The following is a 17,386-nucleotide window of genomic DNA, read 5'->3' as shown; positions in this document are numbered from 1 at the left end:
AACGGGGCAGGATTTATCTCGTGTTTCGTTGAACTTATAATCAGATTCTAAAAGAATGGAGATGGTAAACTATGGAACAAATAAGGCTGTCAAAAACAGAACGTCTCATTTTAGCTAATCAATATATTATTTTAAGAAAATTGGATACCCATTCAACAGCAGAGTTTGATGGCATAATTGAAGCGTTAATCAATGGCTATCCTTATATTTATAATGATTATTTTAGTTATGTAAACGATAATATAGATGAGGCTGTCGAAACAAACGTAGTTCATGTGCTGAGTATGTTTAGAAATCTGTATACGAGCTATCAACAGTTGCCTGAGGATGAGAAGAATACCATTGATGAAAGTGAAGTTGTCTTTAGTGGATTCGATGGTAATAATGAAGCGTCGCATTACGCCTTTGCCGACTGCTTGATTAACAAATACGATCGGTTTAATGAAGTCAAAGAGCTGATTAAAAATAAGAAATTAGAGGATCTGCATGCACATTTTCCTACGTTGCCCCGATATAATCGACTATTAGAGCGCTGGTTCTCGATTCAAAAAGAAAAAGAAGGACAATTTAGTTCATCTGAAGATACTTATCTGACAGCAGATGAACTAAAATACGTCTTGGGCCATAGTTCCTAAACTCAGACCTCAACTTATTCATTGAAGTTGTCTCTTGATGATAAGCAAACTAACAGCATCTGTTCATTCGGATGCTTTTATTATGTCGTAATGTGAATGTTCTCCATCCATGAACACATGTCATTACTGTAGAGACTCTATAATTTTGATGGCAGCGTTAGCAGTGAGGAAAATTTTGACCGTTTAGTTATACAAAACCATTTAGACACAAATTGTTCTTGAAATATTAACAAAAAAGACATATTATTAATAAGGAAAATGAACGAATCCTTGACTGTTTGCTTGTACAAAGTTGATTCTGATGGGTGCACCATCATGCTGGAAAAGAACTACGTACTTTGTCGGCGGACAAACATTGCATTACTTTCTTCATCTATTTTTATAAAAAGAAAAAGGTGGCTGTGAATTACTATGAGTAAGCCGAAAATTGTGATCTTAGGTGCCGGATACGGTGGCATGATGGCAACCGTACGCCTCACAAAAGAATTAAGTGCTGAAGATGCGGATATTACACTCGTTAACAAACATAATTATCATTATCAAACAACTTGGCTGCATGAAGCTGCCGCGGGAACGATTCATCATGACCGCACGAGAATGCTGATTAAGAACGTGATTAACACGAAACGCGTAAATTTTGTACAAGATTCGGTACAGTCAATCGATCGCACGAATCACAAAGTACTGCTTAAAAATGGTGAAATCGATTATGACTATCTTGTCATCGCGCTCGGTTTCGAATCGAATACATTTGGTATTAAAGGATTAGCGGAAAATGCGTTCGCAATCCGCAGTGTGAACACAGCACGTAAGATTCGCGAACACATCGAATATAAGTTTGCCAGCTACAACAGCGACCCGGATGCCAAAGACAGTGATCTGACGATTGTTGTCGGCGGGGCAGGATTGAGCGGCGTTGAATTTCTTGGTGAGCTTGTTGACCGTATTCCTGCGCTTTGCAAGGAATATGATATTGATCCTAAAAAAGTACGGATCGTCGATGTTGAGGGCATGCCATTTGTTCTGCCTCCATTCGATCGTGAGCTGGCAAACTATGCACAAAAGTATCTTGAGGGCAAGAATGTCGAATTCAAACTTAGTACTTTTATCAAGGAAGCGACTTCCGAAGGTGTTAAAGTTCAGAAAAAGGACAGCGAAGAACTTGAAGAAATTCAAGCGGGGACAGTTGTTTGGACCGGCGGCGTAAAGGCTAACCATATTCCTGCTGAATCGGGCTTCGAAACTAATCGTGGCAAGATTCAGGTCACCGAAGATCTTCGTTCGCCTGAAGATGATCATATTTTTGCAATCGGTGATGTTGCCGTTGTCTTTCCTCCGAATGCTGAACGGCCATATCCGCCAACGGCTCAAATTGCCATTCAAGAAGCAGAAAATTTGGCTAAGAATGTAAAGCACTTACTTAAAGGCGAAGCAACTGAAGGCTTTGTTTACAAACCTAAGGGTACTGTTGCTTCACTTGGCGAAAAACAAGCGATTGGCGTCGTACTCGATCACAAGCTAACCGGCAAACCAGCAGCTGCCATGAAGAAAGTCATTGATGACCGTTATCTGCTCATGCTTGGCGGTGTCAAACTTGTATTGAAAAAGGGCAAGCTGAATCTGCTTTAATTACGTCTGAATCACTCCGTCCCCTTTGGACTGACCGTAGAAAACGGGCAATTCAAAGGGGATTTTCATGCAAGATCTTTTTCATTTTGTTGTATTCATCTTCTGTGATGTCACCTCGAGCAAATCGTTCTTTTAAAATTGATTCATATCGATTCGTGTTTTCTGATTTGTTATTCACTCTTCTGATCAGGGCAAATGCTAAATAGATAACAGCAATGAACAAAGCTATTTGAACAAGCCATCCGATAAACCCCATACCGATAACGTAGCCATTCATCATGCCGCCATTCCATCCCATCATGGTTTTCCATCTCCTTTTTCGTTTTCAACACAAGTGTATACGACAAATGTATAGAAACTGTGGTGATTTTTTGCAAACGAGAAAAAAATAATCAATGTACGTATTAGTCAGGCACCAAAATGTCGGACTGATTTTCATAGTCTAACAAAAACTACATAATTGTTTTTTAAACTTAAGGCGATGTTATACGATGAAGTTGTTTCTTGGCTCATTGGCCGCCTGTTTGATGAATGTTGGAGATGAAAGCGGGCTTTCACACTCCGTTTCATTAAGCAGGTGAACTTTTCAGCAAGCTGAATAGCCTAGGCTTTTCACAAATGGGCCAATAAGCCGTAACGAACAACATGATCTTTTAACACAAATACTGAGGTATTAATATCAAAAGGATGAGTGTGCTAAAGTTTAAGCACATTCACTTGTTTTTTCTTTAATTTGTAATCATGTATGATAACTGGAGAGTGAAAAGTTCTGTGTGAATAAACAAAAGGATAACCCTTAAATGGGATTTTATGGTATCCTCTATTTCTACGACAAAAGAGAGGATAAAATCGCCAAGGGTTATCGTAGTTCTTATTCTATCGTGTTCCTTCGCGATTGACTAGTGCCATGTTAAAATTTATTGATTCTGTACTTCTGTTCTTCCGTTCTTGTTTCCATAGATTCGCTACGTTTCAATGGTTTGTTGTGATCATTATCGGTTTGATGATACGTTCTGACTGTCTCGGAATCACTTCGGTGATTCGTGACTTGTCCCTAAACCCGAAGGGTTATGAGTCCATGATTCATTTCTTTCGTTCTTCCGCATGGTCTTTGAGCGAACTACGGCAACAGTGGCTGCGCGTGGTGCTCAAGTTTGCGCCGCTCAAGCATGAAGCGGGCGCCGTGGTTCTCGTTGGCGATGGCGTCAAACAGGCGAAAGAAGCCCGCTACATGCCCGCTGTGAAGAAATTGTTTCAAGAGTCCGAGGATGTATCCAAGTCCGCCTTCATCTTTGGACATCTCTGGGGTTCTGTGGGCATCCTGATCGGAAACGCTGGAAAGTTGTTCTGCCTACCTCTTTTTCTTCGCCTTCATGATGGTGTCCAGACGATTCGTCAATGGGAAACGTGCGATGAAAATCAAGACTCCCACGTGGTGCAAATGATTGATCAAGGATTTTCAGCCGCTCGGGTGCTGGGACGTGCGTTGTTTCTACTTGACCGTTATTTCTTGTCTGTACCTGCACTTCGTCGGTTGAATCAACGGAATCAGGAAGGAAGCACGCAACTGGATCTGGTGACGAAAGCAAAAACCTCCTGCGTGGCTTATGAACACCCCGTTCAAACGGGCGGACGGGGACGTCCACGGAAAAAAGGAACCAAAGTGCATGTAAGCACACTGTTTGAAACGCAGGAGAACCAGTTTCAAACGACCCGTCTGTCTCTTTATGGGAAAAAAGAGACGGTCTCTTATCTCTGCCTTGATCTGCTTTGGGGGCAAGGACTGTATCAAGAACTGCGTTTTGTGCTCGTTGTGATGGGTGGACGCCGTTCGATTCTTGCCAGCACGGATCAATCCTTAGAACCGGAGGCCATCATCCGGCTTTATGCCTGGCGTTTTACCACCGAAACTACTTTTCGAGCGATGAAACAGTCACTCGGTGCTTTTGCCTATCATTTTTGGAGCCGTTCGATGCCCAAACTGAACCGTTATCGCAAATCGGATGAACCCGATCCGCTGGATCACATAACCGAAGACCGCGCACAAAAACGGATTGTTCAAACGGTCAAAGCGATTGAAGGATCCATGATGTGCCACTGCATCGCGATGGGCTTGCTTCAGATGATTGCGTTGCGTCATGACACGAAGAGACAAAAGAATCTTTTTCGCTTTTTACGAACCCCATCCAAGGGAGCAGCTTCAGAAGCAACCATTATGGCTCATTTACGTCAGACGATTTTTCAACGGTTTGCCCGAAATCAGCATTTAGCCATAACGCAAATAATTCGAGAAAAGCAGGAAACACCTGAGTTACAGGACGAATTAATGATTTCTTAAGAGCCTAGAACTTTTGACTGCCCAGTATGATAAGAGAAGGTGATGATTGTGAAGAAATTACAGGTCTTGATGGTTGACGATGATTGGAAGCTGCGTAACTTGTTACGTATCTACTTATCAAAAGAAGGCTTTAATACAGTCGAGGCAGCGGATGGCGGCGAAGCGTTGCTGAAGATAAAAAATCAAGTGTTTGATCTGGTAATCCTTGATGTGATGATGCCTAATGTGGATGGATGGCAGGTCTGCCGCTCTATTCGAAAAATGTACTCAGTGCCCATTTTGATGCTTACTGCCTTGGGAGAGACAAGCGAGAAGGTTCAGGGGTTGGGACTTGGTGCAGATGATTATTTAACAAAACCGTTTGATCCGGAAGAACTAGTTGCCCGTGTTCATGCCTTGATCCGTCGTGCATCGACTCGTTCATCGAAACCAATTGAAAATGGTGTTTTGAATTTTCCGGAACTTACTATTGATAGAGATGGACGTCAGGTATCGGTTCAGGATCATCAGATCGGAATGACCCAAAAAGAGTTCGACCTGTTGACCATGCTTGCCGTCAACAGCGGCCGTGTCCTGTCCAGAGAACAGTTAATTGAAAAAATATGGGGCTATGATTTTGAGGGCGACGCCCGGGTTGTCGATATTCATATTAAAAATATAAGGGAAAAGTTAAAAAAATCCGGTTTGGCGTACCATCCGATTCAGACCTCATGGGGTGTCGGCTATAAATTCAATATAGAGGATAGAAGATCATGAGTGCTAATCGAATCGGGTTGAAGCTTGGGGCTGCCATTATTGTGTTGATCATCACGATCCTGCTCTTCTCCGGACTTGCCGTTGATCGGTTGTTCACAAATTTTTATATGACACAAATGAGAGAGGATACCCATGAGATCGCCGATCATTTGATCACTATGGCTGAATCCGAAGACACTTCCTCCAAATCGATGATCCGGACGTTTGCCAAGTTTTCGAATGTGAAGGTTTATTGGCTGAGTGCAGATGGAAAAAATGTGACCTTTGAAAGTGACAAACAAAAACCAAACTCTTCTTTAATAAGAATGTTTGAAACCAAAAAGGTACTTTCTGGACACGATGTTGCCTTCCATTATCAGGACAGACAGGATAATCGGTTCTATGTCGTTGGAAAATCGATAAAAAGAGAAAAAACTGGTCAGGCGGCAATCTACATTGTCTCTTCGATGAAGCAGATGGATGATTCTCTGTACCGACTGCGACGTTTGTTAATTATGTCTGGACTGGGCGCTTTCCTTCTGTCTTTAGGCATGATCTTGATCATGAGCAAATTATTGTCACAACCTTTGCTTCAAATGCAGAAAATGACTGAGAAAATGGCGAAGGGTGATTGGGCCGCGCGACTCAAGGTCGGAAGCCGTGATGAAATCGGCCTGCTCGGCTCCTCGATAAACGACTTAGCATCCAGCCTGCAAAGGTATCGGGATACGAGACGAGCTTTTTTTTCGAATATATCGCATGAGCTTCGAACGCCGGTGACCTATTTGCAAGGCTATTCCAAGGCGTTGGCAGATGAGCTGGTTGAATCCGATAGAGAAAAAAAACAGTACTTATCGATCATATATCAAGAATCTGTGCGTCTCGAACATTTGATTAATGACTTGTTCGACCTTTCAAAAATAGAGGAAGGTCAGCTCAAATTATCTATGGAGTGGTTGAATCTGAACGAGATGATCAAAACCGTTGCTGAAAAATTGAGACTCAAGGCGGGAGAGAAACAGCTAAGTCTTCAGGTAGAGATTCAAGATCAAGTCAGTATTATTCGTGGGGATCGTCACCGTATGGAGCAAGTGCTCTTAAATCTGCTGGAGAATGCAATTCGCTATACGGAATACGGGTCTGTCCGAGTTCGGTTAAAAAATCAAAAGACAGCTGTCGTATTGGCCGTGTCAGATACCGGCATAGGTATTTCAAAAGGAGAACTTCCTTATATTTTCGAGCGCTTTTATCGAGTAGAGAAATCCAGGGCGCGAGAATATGGCGGAACCGGCTTAGGTCTGTCGATTGTTAAAAAATACATCGAATTACAGGGAGGCATGATTCGTGTTGAAAGTAAGGTAGATGTTGGGACTACTTTTACATTGATCTTTCCTTCTGAAAAAGCGGGAGAAGGCGAGGGGACTTCATGAAAAAAATAGATTGGTTTTTTTCACTATTTTTGATCATCATGGGGCTGACCTGCCTGCTCTTCTCTGCAAATGCTTTTGGTCATGAGAGTATCATTTTTTTTGTGAAGACTTTATTGCAGATGTGCATGTGGTTCGCTTGTCCGGCTATTCTTGCTCTCATCCTTTATTTATGGTTTCTCTTCAGAAATAAAAATAAATGAGTTCAGCAATCATTTTTTCTCCTCACTTATTTTCTATATATTTTCTACACAAAATCCACATATATGTTGGTTACACTCGTAGTTGTGGAAAGGGAGGAGGAAGATAATCAATGGACTTAAGCTGGTTAGCACTACTTGCATGCCCGCTAATGATGCTCCCAATGATGCTGCTGATGATGAAGGGGAGTCATTCAGACAAGGATCACTCAGCACATCAAAAGGATTCAGATGAACTAAAAGCATTGAAAGAACAAAACGGCTTACTGCAGAAAGAACTTCAGCAATTAAAAAATAAATAGTGATTCAAGGAGGGATTTGTGATGAATTGTTGTGGGAATCACAATCATGAAAATCACAATCATGAAAATCATGCACAATCAAGCGGAGAACAAGGTAATCATGGTAACAAAACACATAACTGGATGTTGGCAGTGTGCTTCATTATCCCAATTGCGGTGATTATCGGTTTGTTTGTTACGGGAGGCTTTTCAGGATCTGGCAGTCTGCTCATTCTCGCTGTCGCCCTCATTTGTCCACTGATGCATTTATTTATGATGCCGTCGATGATGAAGAAAGGCAATGATCAGCATCATTAATCTTCTCAAAAATACAACTGTTTCAAAATTGAGATGAAAAGAAAGATTAGAGGTATCTATATAAGGTAAGAAAAGGGGAGAGGAACTTCCGCCGGCGTCAAGGACGTGACATCGCCAAGTTTTTTTTATTATCCGGAATGCACGGTGTAGGTAATAGGACGCGATTTCGCATAATAATTTGACATTTATGAATTAAGTGATAATATAAACCCGTATTTCACAATTGAACTACTTAAATTTAACCGGAAGGGAAGAGGTTGTGTGGTCAAGGATGTCATGAATCTATCTGTCGTTACCTTCAATGCTGTGTGGGGGGACAAAGAAAAGAATCTGAATCGCATCAAGGGCTATATCGAGAGTGCTGCCAAAAGGGGCAGTGATTTTATTGTTTTTCCGGAAATGGCATTAACCGGTTATGATGATGAGGCAGAAAAGCCGCTTGAAGAAAAAATGCAATTCAAGCTATCAGAAACGATTCCGGGTGAGGCAACGGATGAAATTGAATATTTGACTCAGCAATATGGTGTCTATGCGGTGTTCGGCATGCCGGAAATGGACGCCTCAAATCCCTCAACTCTCTATAACTCATTGGCCATCTTCTCTCCTGAGGGTTTGGTGGGTTCTTACCGAAAAATGCATTTGCCGGCGCCTGAACCAAACTGGGCGAAGCGTGGAGATAAGCCGTTCATATTAGAAACTCCGTGGGGACCAATCGGGTGCGCCATTTGCTATGACAGCTATTGTTTTCCGGAACTGATGCGCTACTATGCTTCCAAAGGTTGCCGTTTATATATCAACAGTACTGCGCTAGCTAAATGCCATGGTAAAGGATTGGGAACCACCACTTTGGAAGCCGGGGTTATCCGTGAGGGGATTTATATTGCCTCAGCAAACTTAGGCGGACTTGATCTTTATAATGAATTTTGGGGTGGCAGCAGCATCATCGGTCCAAGCAGAAAGACATGGGAGCCATACTATTTTGCGGGTCATAAATTTACTGATGATGTTGCTGATGAATCTGAAATTTTCACGGCGACCATTGATCTTTCCTTGGCAACACGTTTTCTGTTTAAAAATAATCCGTCTGTCGAAGGAACGGATTGGCGGCCTGATAAATATATTGCCATGTTTGAAGACTCGATCAAAGATCCGCAGCATGGAAAATAATCATGAGAAAAAATGCCCGTCTAAAAAAGGGCAGATGCACTTAAAAGAAAAAAGACTGGTTCATCGAAATTTCGATGAACCAGTCTTTTTTCGGCTCTCAATCTATTTTAGAGGATTTGCCAAATTTTAATTAATTTCTCTGCCTTCTCCGGTTGTTCACACATCTGAGCGATCAGATCATCAAGTCCGGGAATTTCTTTACTTTTATTTAGCAGTTCTATGTTATCGATACTCTCATAATAGGACTGAGCTTCGTTAACGCGATCAGTGCGACCAAGCAGGTAATCGGTGGAGACGCTTAAGTAATCAGCAATCTGCACGAGCATGTCCGGATCAGGTTTGCGATCGCCTGATTCATAGCGGCTAAGCTGGGCATTGGAAATATTTAGTTGACGAGCCATTTCCAGTTGAGATAGATTCTTCTCATCGCGCAAAAAGCGAATCCTGCTGCCTAGCGTATTCTCCATCCGTTGCGTCCCTCCCATAGTTTGGTGTGAACGGTAAACAAAGAGAATTTTATCATGTTCTCATTTTGTTAGTACTTTATTTACCAAACAGGAAAAGAGTGTTGAAAAAGTCATGGGATAAATGGTATAATTTTGAATAAAGTTACCAATTAGGCAAAAGGAGCGATCATCGATGCTGACCGTTGACTTAACTAAACTAAAAAAACTGAGAGAATCAAAAATGTCGCTTCAGGAAATGGCTTCCCGTATTGGTTATCAAAGTGCGAACGGTTATTATTACTTGGAATGCGGACGAAGCAAGATCAGTGCAGAGACGCTCGCAAAAGTGGCGACCGTTCTGGATATTCCCATTCAAGAACTATTTACGGATCCAGATGATGAATAAATTCGGGATCTCCGAAAGATGGCAAAATTCATATTGGGTGAAACGCTGTCATTACTTTGATTTTGTCCGAGCGAATGATAAACTAGAGTATCGGATATAAATTATAGTGAATGAAGCAGGGAGCGCCCATTGTGTGTAGCGATATACACCGGCCATCTCTGAAAGGAGACTTTTTATATGTGCGGATTTTGCGGATACATTGCAAAAGATCATAATCTAGAACCTGGTAATCATGAACAGAACGCGATGACCGTACGTGCAGAGACCATCAATCATCGGGGACCTGACGACGCGGGGTATTATACGGATAATCAGGTACAACTTGCCTTTCGTCGGTTAAGCATTATTGATTTGGCAGGTGGACATCAGCCGCTTCCTTATGAAAATGAACGTTACTACATCATTTTCAATGGTGAAGTTTATAACTATGTGGAACTTCGCAACGAATTGATTGAAAAAGGATATACATTCAATACAACGTCAGACACTGAAGTCATTGTCGCGCTTTATGCGGATCGCGGCGTGGACTGCGTGAATTATTTTCGCGGCATGTTCGCTTTCATTATTTGGGACAAACAAGAACAGACACTTTTTGCCGCTCGCGACCACTTCGGGATTAAGCCGTTTTACTACATGGAAGAGGATGACGGTATCTTTTTTGCTTCCGAAATGAAAAGCATGCTGATCGGCAAAGACAACAATCCGGTTGCGGAGAAAGCTCTTCAATACTACCTAACCTTCCAATTTGTCCCTGAACCTTACACACTTGAAGAAACTATAAAAAGTCTTGAACCGGGACATTACCTTCTTAAGAAAAGTGGAGAACCACTACAAAACAAAGCATTCTGGAAGCCGACCTTTGCACCTGTTAATCAAACCATTGACGAAGCAAAAAAGAAGATACAGGATGTCTTGATTGATTCGGTGAAAATGCATATGAGAAGTGATGTGCCTGTTGGGGCGTTCCTATCCAGCGGTATTGATTCCACATCTATAGTCGCCCTAGCTAAACGGTATAATGAAAATATTAAAACATTTACAGTTGGCTTTGCGAGCAAAGGATACAATGAAATAGATATCGCTAAAGACTCAGCGGAGAAACTCGGTGTTGAGAACTATGCGCTTGAGATCACGCCTGAGATGTGTATGAAAGAGATGCCGAGAATTATCTGGCATATGGATAATCCGCTTGCTGATCCGGCGGCGATCCCCAATTATTTTGTCTCTCGTGAAGCGAGAAAGCATGTGAAAGTTGTCCTCTCCGGCGAAGGTTCTGATGAGCTTTTCGGTGGATATAATATTTATCGCGAGCCAATTGCTCTGAACTGGTTTGAGAAGATTCCAAAACCGGGAAGACAAATGCTCCACGCACTTGCTCGTCAATTACCAGAGGGTGTGAAAGGACGAAGTTATCTGCTTCGCGGGACGACTCCTCTATCTGAGCGTTATGTCGGCAATGCGTTCATATTTAACGAAGAAGAAAAGAGATTTGTGCTGAAAACCTTTTCGGAAAACGCACCGTTTACAGATATTACAAATCCGATTTACAGACAGGCATCTGACAATAACAAGCTGGATCAGATGCAGCTTGTTGATATTGCAACATGGCTGCGCGGCGATATTCTTGTTGTCGCTGACCGGATGACCATGGCCCATTCGCTGGAACTGCGGGTTCCATTTCTGGACAAAGAAGTGTTCGAAGTGGCCAGGACCCTCCCTGCAGTGTTGAAAACGGGAGAAGGTACAACGAAATATGCTTTCCGCGAGGCTATGCGCGGCATTGTTCCAGATTCAATCCTGTTCAGGAAGAAACTTGGATTTCCGGTGCCCATTCGTCTTTGGCTTAAAGACGAAATGTATGATTGGGCGAGAAAAATAATCCAAGAAAGTAATACGGACGCGTTTATTAATAAATCTTATGTACTCAAACTGCTTGACGACCATTGCAGCAATAAAATGGACAATAGCCGAAAAATTTGGACCGTGCTCGTGTTCATGCTTTGGCATCAGATCTATATTGAAAAGACAGTGCATGTGACTAGTCAACCAGTAGTTCAAGCTTAATAATGGAATGAGTAGTGCGAAAAAAAAGGATCCCCGCTGCAGTAGCGGGGATCCTTTTTCAAATATAAATGACTTAGCGAGTCTGCGTTTCTCTTTCGCGCTCTAGACGCTCACTTGGCCGGAATAGAATGGTCAGGCAATATAAGGAGCAGAGTCCGACAATGCCATATACAAGACGAGAGAGCGCGCTTCCCGCCCCACCAAATAAAGTGGCAACAAGATCGAAGCGAAAGAATCCGATCAGACCCCAGTTAATACCGCCAATGATAAGTAGTACGAGACATGTTTTCTGTAAACCGCTCATAATGAACCTCCTTTTATGTGCGTGCTTTACTAGCATGGCTTTTTTTCCCACAACTATTCATTTAACGTTAGTGAACACTGAAAGATTGGAAAAAAGTGAATGATATGTGAAATCGTTTACAAATAATAATGAATAAAAAAGGATCATGACTTGAATTTGTTGCAATGGTCTTGTACAGTTAAGTAGGAATTATTTTGACTAATGGAGGCCGATGAAATGAGCAAGAAAGTCGCTTTTGATTACAGCAATGCACTTTCATTCTTTGCACAGCATGAATTGGATTATATGACGGCGCAAGTAACTGCCGCTCATCAAGCAATTCATGAGAAAACCGGAGCAGGCAATGATTTTCTTGGCTGGCTTGATCTCCCAACTGCATACGATAAGGGAGAATTCTCTAGAATTCAGAAAGCCGCTGAGAAAATTAAATCAGACTCGGATGTATTGGTTGTCATTGGAATCGGCGGATCTTATTTGGGCGCACGCGCGGTGATTGATACATTAAATCATTCGTTCTACAATATGCTGCCAAAAGAAGAACGCAAAACGCCGCAAGTTTTCTTTGCCGGCAACAGTATCAGCTCAACCTATCTGAATGAATTGTTCGATGTACTTAAGGACAAGGATGTTTCTGTTAACGTTATTTCAAAATCAGGAACAACAACGGAACCAGCAATTGCTTTCCGTGTGTTCCGCGAATTTCTTGAGAACAAATATGGCAAGGAAGAAGCAAAGGGAAGAATCTATGCGACAACGGACAAAGCCAAAGGCGCGCTCAAGACTCTGGCTGACAACGAAGGCTATGAATCCTTTGTTATTCCTGATGACGTCGGCGGGCGTTTCTCTGTACTGACTGCGGTTGGCTTACTTCCAATCGCTGTATCTGGTATTGATATTGATGAATTGATGACCGGAGCTCGAGATGCTCAGAACGACTTTAGCGAGCCGGAATTGAGCAAGAATGCTGCATATCAATATGCCGCAGTGCGCAATGTTCTTTATAATAAGGGCAAGACCGTTGAAATGCTCGTTAATTTTGAACCGCATCTGCACTATTTCTCCGAATGGTGGAAACAATTGTTTGGCGAAAGTGAAGGGAAGGACTTCAAAGGACTGTACCCTTCATCTGCGGACTTCAGCACGGATCTTCATTCACTCGGTCAATTTGTACAGGAAGGCCGACGCGTGATGTTTGAAACAGCTGTGCTTGTTGGTGAACCAAGAAAGAATGTCACGATCAAAGCGGAAGAAGAAAATTTGGATAATCTGAATTTCCTTGCGGATCAGACGATGGATTTCGTCAACAAAAAGGCGGCTGAAGGCGTTCGTCTCGCTCATACGGACGGTCAAGTTCCGCAGCTTGTTGTTACAATCCCTGAACTGACTGCGTATCACTTCGGTTATCTTATCTACTTCTTTGAAAAAGCTGTAGCAGTTAGCGGCTACTTGCTTGGTGTCAATCCATTCAACCAACCCGGTGTTGAAGCGTACAAAAAGAATATGTTCGCGCTGCTTGGCAAACCTGGCTATGAAGCAGAGAAGGCAACACTCGAAGCGCGTCTCAAGCATTAATTCACTGATCATATGTCTTGTTCATTGATGGAGGAGGTTTCACCTGTAAAAAGGCGAAACCTCTTTATGTTTTCGTTTTTCTCTGAGATAGTAACTGATCGACAAAATCATCCGCCTCTCCCGCAAAGCCAAACCCAGCCGACAAAATTTTATTGAATTGATGACTCGAATTTTTTAGTTAACGTTAATGGCTTAATTGTCCATAATGGATGACATAGGGTTGCTTTTTTTTCAATTTGACGGAGATGCCATTATCCCTTAACATGAATAGCAGTAATGCTCAAGCGGACAAGCTTTAGAGAGTGGTAAAGAAAGGAAGAGGACACGTGAAACGAAAAAATACCGGAATGTTTCCTAAATTGATCAGCATACTTTTAACATTTGTTCAGGTTGTCATTGCCCTATACATCTTACTCCAATTTTTTGGTGCCAATCCGACGCCGTTCGTTAATCTGCTTAATAGCTTGAGCGAACCGATTCTTAAACCCTTTCAAGGTATTTTCCATCCCATTGTTTTTAATACGCACAGCCTCGACCTTTCTGCCGTCTTTGCCTTGATTGTGTACAGCATCATCGGATTCGGTATTCAAAAGATCCTGACCATTCTTAAAATTAAATAGATGATCGTACACTAAAAAACGGATCAATCAGATCCGTTTTTCTAACAAGATAAGAAAATTTATCATTTTACCTTGTTGTTACGACGATAAGGTCATAAGATTCGATTGGTTGATCAGGTAAGCGCCCCGATATGAGAAATAAGCGGAAAAATTCCACTTATTTAGAAAACCAATGAAAAAAATGCTTAAATAGACGGAGAAATTCCGCTTATCGAATCGAGAAACGTGAAAATGAAGGGCTTTGCAGCGCATAAGCGGAAAAATTACCCTTATTCACCTGTGAAACAAGTGCCATGATGCAAATAGGCGGAAAATCTCCGCTTATTTATTCCGGCCGCGTTACTTAATCAATGGTCAAAATGATTTATAAGAAAAACCGGGCGCTTTTTCCCGGTTTTTCTAATCCTTTATTTTTCCCATGACAATGGTGTTATAGTAGTTGCCGTCTGAGAGTTTTTTGTCCTTCTTTAGTATTCCCTCAACTTTAAATCCCATCTTATGGTACAAAGCAATCGCTTTTGTATTGGTTTCGAGAACAGTTAATGTGATTTTCTTAATGTCTTGTTGCTCTGCCCAAGAGATGGATTGTGTAAGCAGATTAGTGCCTATACGATGCTTCCAATAATCACTTAGCACACAGACGCCAAATTCAACTTTATGCGCAAGCCGCTTTAATATGCTGCCTTCACATCTTGAGTATCCGACAATCTGATCATCAGCAACGGCAACCCAAAAGAGATTTCGCACCGCATGTCCATCTGCCCGTATGAGCTGCACAAACTCTGCTTCGCCCATAAAGGCTTCACCAGACTCTCGGTCCATATTTTCGGTTTCGCCGTCGATCCTGACTCTGATTTCAGAAAGCTGTGATGCATCCTTTGTTTCTGCGGAACGGATGGAGTACGCCAGTCCGTTCACAAAATAGTTCTTTTCAGTTATCTTCATTCTTTATTCACCCCAGTGACTCTTTCCAAGGAGAGATATTATAACATAAGTGAATTCAAAAAATCCCCGAATACCAAGGATTCGAGGATTCTTTTGAATCGATTAATCAAATTTTCTCAATGAGTCAACCGGATCGAGATTAGCTGCTTTGGATGAAGGGGCAAGTCCGGCAATGACACTGATACCTATGCTGACAATCAGACCGAATAGAACAAATCCTGGCGTGATATTCAGTATCGACACATGCATATGCGGCCTGGCAATATGGTTGCCAATCGCCGCGGTGATGAAGGCGAGACCAACACCGACGGCACCGCTGAATAAGCCGAGTAAACTTGCCTCAGAGAAGAATAAGTGCCGAATATCCTTGCGGCGGGCACCAATCGCACGCAGAATGCCGATTTCCTTCGTTCGTTCCGTGACACTGATGTACAGAACGACGATGATCATGATTGCTGAGACAAGCAGTGAAATGCCGGCGATTGCGGAAAGAACATAAGAAGCAATGGCGATGTACAGGTTCAGAGAATCGAGAAACGCGCCGGCACCATTTGGTGTATAACCATTCTTTTTAAAGTGGTTTTGGACGCTTTTTACGTTCTCAATTTGGTCGATTTTAATGGTTGCCATATTTGCGTTCAATGTAAGTTTTTGTTTCTCAAACATAGTCTGCACGGTATCGTAATCAGCAGTGAGCATGCCCATTTGAGCGCTGCCGTTAAAAATGGCTGAGATCTTTAATTTTTTCTGCATGACAATTGGCTTTTGATTTTTATCTGTCATATTAACAGAGAATATTACGGTTTTACCGATTAGGCTTGTTGGTTTTTTGGTTAGCTGTTTGGCAACATCTTTGCTCAACCCGATTTCATTGTTTCCAGGCAAATGACTGCCCTTGGCCAGATCTTTATCAGGTACAGCACCATCAACGGTCTGGAAATATTGTGGAATCGCCATTTTTTTACCAAGTGTGACGCGTGTTGATGAAAGCCAGAGCACTTTTTCTGCTGAAGTTACATGCTTAACCTTTTCGATCTTCTCAAGGTCGCTATCGGATACAATTGCTGATTTTTTGATTTGGCTGCTCTCTCCATCTTGCTGAGAAAGTCCTTTTTTCGACAGCTGTACCACGGTCGGGTTAATATTTTTCATGATCTCATCGTGAATATAGGTCTGTACGCCGCTACCGAGGCCGAGCATAATAATGACGCTGAAAATACCGATGGCTCCACCAATCGTGACGAGTATATTTCGTTTTAAGTTGTGTCGTATATTATCAAGTGCCATCTTGAATGTCGCAGGGATGCTCAGATTTCGCGTTTTCGGTTCTTCGCGATGATCAGGTACAGGATAGGCATCTTTCAAGCGAATATCGTCCGCGATACGTCCATCATCAATTTTAATGATCCTTGTGCCATAGTCAGCAACTTTTTGTGAGTGTGTCACGGTAATGACCAACTTGCCTTGCTTTGCGATGCTGTCGAGCAGTTCCATGATCTGTTCGCTGTTTTTCTTGTCCAGGGCCCCGGTCGGTTCGTCAGCGAGAAGAATGTCAGGATTATTGGCCAGTGCGCGTGCGATCGCTACACGCTGTTTTTGCCCTCCGGAAAGCTGATTCGGTCGTTTATGAAGATGATCCGCCAATCCGACGGTTGTCAGCAGCTCTTTGGCATGCGCGACGCGTTCCTTTTCCGACATGGTTGTCATTTTCAATGTGATCAACACATTATTCAATACCGTCATGTGATTGATTAGGTTGAAGCTTTGGAAAATGAACCCAACATTTGTCTTACGGTAATCATCCAGCTCTTTTTCTTTCATCTGGTGTAATGCTTTGCCATTGATCAGGACATCACCAGTGTAGTCCTTGTCCATGCCTCCGATGATATTCATCAGCGTTGATTTCCCGCCGCCGGATTCGCCGAGGATTGAAACAAATTCGCCGCGCTCAAGTTTTAAATCGACTCCGTGAAGAACGGGGAATATCTGTTTTCCTGAAAGCTTGTACGACTTATGAATGTTTTTTAGTTCAATATAGCTCATGGGTATCCTCCAGTTATGTGTATTCTCGCTAATTTCCTGGCAGCGAGATTCGTTTCTATTGCCCATTTTTATACTAATGGATTTCAGGCAGTAATGAACCATGCCGGGGAATTAATTCGTTCTAAGACTTCAGACGTATTTCAGAGCCTATACTGAGTGTAGCAAACCAATGAATGTGCATATAGTGACGTTTATCCGAAACACGGATGACAAATGTCATGAAAGGTAATGCGTGTTTTGGCGACGGCTTTGACAA

The 17,386-nt window shown here is 42.4% G+C and carries 18 protein-coding genes; 13 read left to right on the top strand and 5 right to left on the bottom strand.

Annotated features, from left to right (window positions below; all coding sequences use genetic code 11):
* Positions 1-71: 71 nt before the first annotated feature.
* Positions 72-635 (top strand): YfbU family protein, encoded by a 564-nt coding sequence (locus tag ABWW58_RS05365; RefSeq protein ID WP_353868172.1) that lies wholly within the window; start codon positions 72-74, stop codon positions 633-635.
* A gap of 411 nt (positions 636-1,046) precedes the next feature.
* Complete coding sequence (locus tag ABWW58_RS05360) at positions 1,047-2,264, top strand: NAD(P)/FAD-dependent oxidoreductase (protein ID WP_353868171.1); 1,218 nt, start codon at positions 1,047-1,049, stop codon at positions 2,262-2,264.
* Between the two features lie 52 nt (positions 2,265-2,316).
* On the opposite strand, the gene ABWW58_RS05355 is transcribed toward ABWW58_RS05360, so the two are convergent.
* Positions 2,317-2,565 carry an SHOCT domain-containing protein gene (locus ABWW58_RS05355; RefSeq protein ID WP_353868170.1) on the bottom strand — a complete coding sequence of 83 codons (249 nt, stop codon included), beginning with the start codon at positions 2,563-2,565 and terminating at the stop codon, positions 2,317-2,319.
* A 606-nt stretch (positions 2,566-3,171) separates the two neighbouring features.
* Between ABWW58_RS05355 and ABWW58_RS05350 the strand changes: the two genes are divergently transcribed.
* From ABWW58_RS05350 to ABWW58_RS05320, 7 genes are all read left to right on the top strand, one after another.
* Complete coding sequence (locus ABWW58_RS05350; RefSeq protein ID WP_353867738.1) at positions 3,172-4,602, top strand: transposase; 1,431 nt, start codon at positions 3,172-3,174, stop codon at positions 4,600-4,602.
* Positions 4,603-4,644: 42 nt separating this feature from the next.
* Positions 4,645-5,358: a response regulator transcription factor gene (locus ABWW58_RS05345; protein ID WP_353868169.1), complete on the top strand. Its 714-nt coding sequence runs from the start codon at positions 4,645-4,647 to the stop codon at positions 5,356-5,358.
* Positions 5,355-6,767 carry a sensor histidine kinase gene (locus ABWW58_RS05340; protein WP_353868168.1) on the top strand — a complete coding sequence of 471 codons (1,413 nt, stop codon included), beginning with the start codon at positions 5,355-5,357 and terminating at the stop codon, positions 6,765-6,767. The genes ABWW58_RS05345 and ABWW58_RS05340 overlap by 4 nt, the downstream gene beginning before the upstream one ends.
* Positions 6,764-6,967: a hypothetical protein gene (locus ABWW58_RS05335; RefSeq protein WP_353868167.1), complete on the top strand. Its 204-nt coding sequence runs from the start codon at positions 6,764-6,766 to the stop codon at positions 6,965-6,967. Before ABWW58_RS05340 ends, ABWW58_RS05335 begins: the two co-directional genes overlap by 4 nt.
* Positions 6,968-7,077: 110 nt before the next feature.
* Positions 7,078-7,266, top strand: coding sequence for a hypothetical protein (locus ABWW58_RS05330; RefSeq protein ID WP_353868166.1), 189 nt, complete (start codon positions 7,078-7,080; stop codon positions 7,264-7,266).
* A gap of 21 nt (positions 7,267-7,287) precedes the next feature.
* Positions 7,288-7,563, top strand: a complete 276-nt coding sequence (locus ABWW58_RS05325) for a DUF2933 domain-containing protein (RefSeq protein ID WP_353868165.1) — start codon at positions 7,288-7,290, stop codon at positions 7,561-7,563.
* 261 nt (positions 7,564-7,824) lie between these two features.
* The gene (locus ABWW58_RS05320; RefSeq protein ID WP_353868164.1) at positions 7,825-8,730 is read left to right on the top strand and encodes a carbon-nitrogen hydrolase family protein; all 906 of its coding nucleotides are present in this window, start codon (positions 7,825-7,827) and stop codon (positions 8,728-8,730) included.
* Between the two features lie 107 nt (positions 8,731-8,837).
* Here the strand turns inward: ABWW58_RS05320 and ABWW58_RS05315 are convergent, their stop codons facing one another.
* Positions 8,838-9,197, bottom strand: coding sequence for a helix-turn-helix domain-containing protein (locus tag ABWW58_RS05315; protein ID WP_353868163.1), 360 nt, complete (start codon positions 9,195-9,197; stop codon positions 8,838-8,840).
* A gap of 172 nt (positions 9,198-9,369) precedes the next feature.
* On the opposite strand from ABWW58_RS05315, the gene ABWW58_RS05310 reads away from it, so the two are divergent.
* Positions 9,370-9,582, top strand: coding sequence for a helix-turn-helix domain-containing protein (locus ABWW58_RS05310; RefSeq protein ID WP_353868162.1), 213 nt, complete (start codon positions 9,370-9,372; stop codon positions 9,580-9,582).
* Between the two features lie 177 nt (positions 9,583-9,759).
* On the top strand, positions 9,760-11,646 hold the full coding sequence (gene asnB / locus ABWW58_RS05305) for an asparagine synthase (glutamine-hydrolyzing) (protein ID WP_353868161.1): 1,887 nt from the start codon (positions 9,760-9,762) through the stop codon (positions 11,644-11,646).
* 73 nt (positions 11,647-11,719) lie between these two features.
* On the opposite strand, the gene ABWW58_RS05300 is transcribed toward asnB, so the two are convergent.
* Complete coding sequence (locus ABWW58_RS05300; protein ID WP_093674810.1) at positions 11,720-11,950, bottom strand: DUF378 domain-containing protein; 231 nt, start codon at positions 11,948-11,950, stop codon at positions 11,720-11,722.
* A 216-nt stretch (positions 11,951-12,166) separates the two neighbouring features.
* On the opposite strand from ABWW58_RS05300, the gene ABWW58_RS05295 reads away from it, so the two are divergent.
* Both ABWW58_RS05295 and ABWW58_RS05290 read left to right on the top strand, forming a co-directional pair.
* On the top strand, positions 12,167-13,522 hold the full coding sequence (locus tag ABWW58_RS05295) for a glucose-6-phosphate isomerase (protein WP_353868160.1): 1,356 nt from the start codon (positions 12,167-12,169) through the stop codon (positions 13,520-13,522).
* 326 nt (positions 13,523-13,848) lie between these two features.
* Complete coding sequence (locus tag ABWW58_RS05290; RefSeq protein WP_353868159.1) at positions 13,849-14,142, top strand: YggT family protein; 294 nt, start codon at positions 13,849-13,851, stop codon at positions 14,140-14,142.
* Between the two features lie 399 nt (positions 14,143-14,541).
* On the opposite strand, the gene ABWW58_RS05285 is transcribed toward ABWW58_RS05290, so the two are convergent.
* Both ABWW58_RS05285 and ABWW58_RS05280 read right to left on the bottom strand, forming a co-directional pair.
* Positions 14,542-15,087, bottom strand: a complete 546-nt coding sequence (locus ABWW58_RS05285) for a GNAT family N-acetyltransferase (protein WP_353868158.1) — start codon at positions 15,085-15,087, stop codon at positions 14,542-14,544.
* A gap of 102 nt (positions 15,088-15,189) precedes the next feature.
* Positions 15,190-17,130, bottom strand: a complete 1,941-nt coding sequence (locus ABWW58_RS05280) for an ABC transporter ATP-binding protein/permease (RefSeq protein ID WP_353868157.1) — start codon at positions 17,128-17,130, stop codon at positions 15,190-15,192.
* Between the last annotated feature and the right edge of the window lie 256 nt (positions 17,131-17,386).

Origin of the sequence: Sporolactobacillus caesalpiniae, assembly GCF_040513385.1 — a bacterium.
Lineage (GTDB): Bacteria > Bacillota > Bacilli > Bacillales > Sporolactobacillaceae > Sporolactobacillus.
Note: the sequence above shows the minus strand (reverse complement) of the source record. Positions and strands in the feature narration are given on the sequence as shown.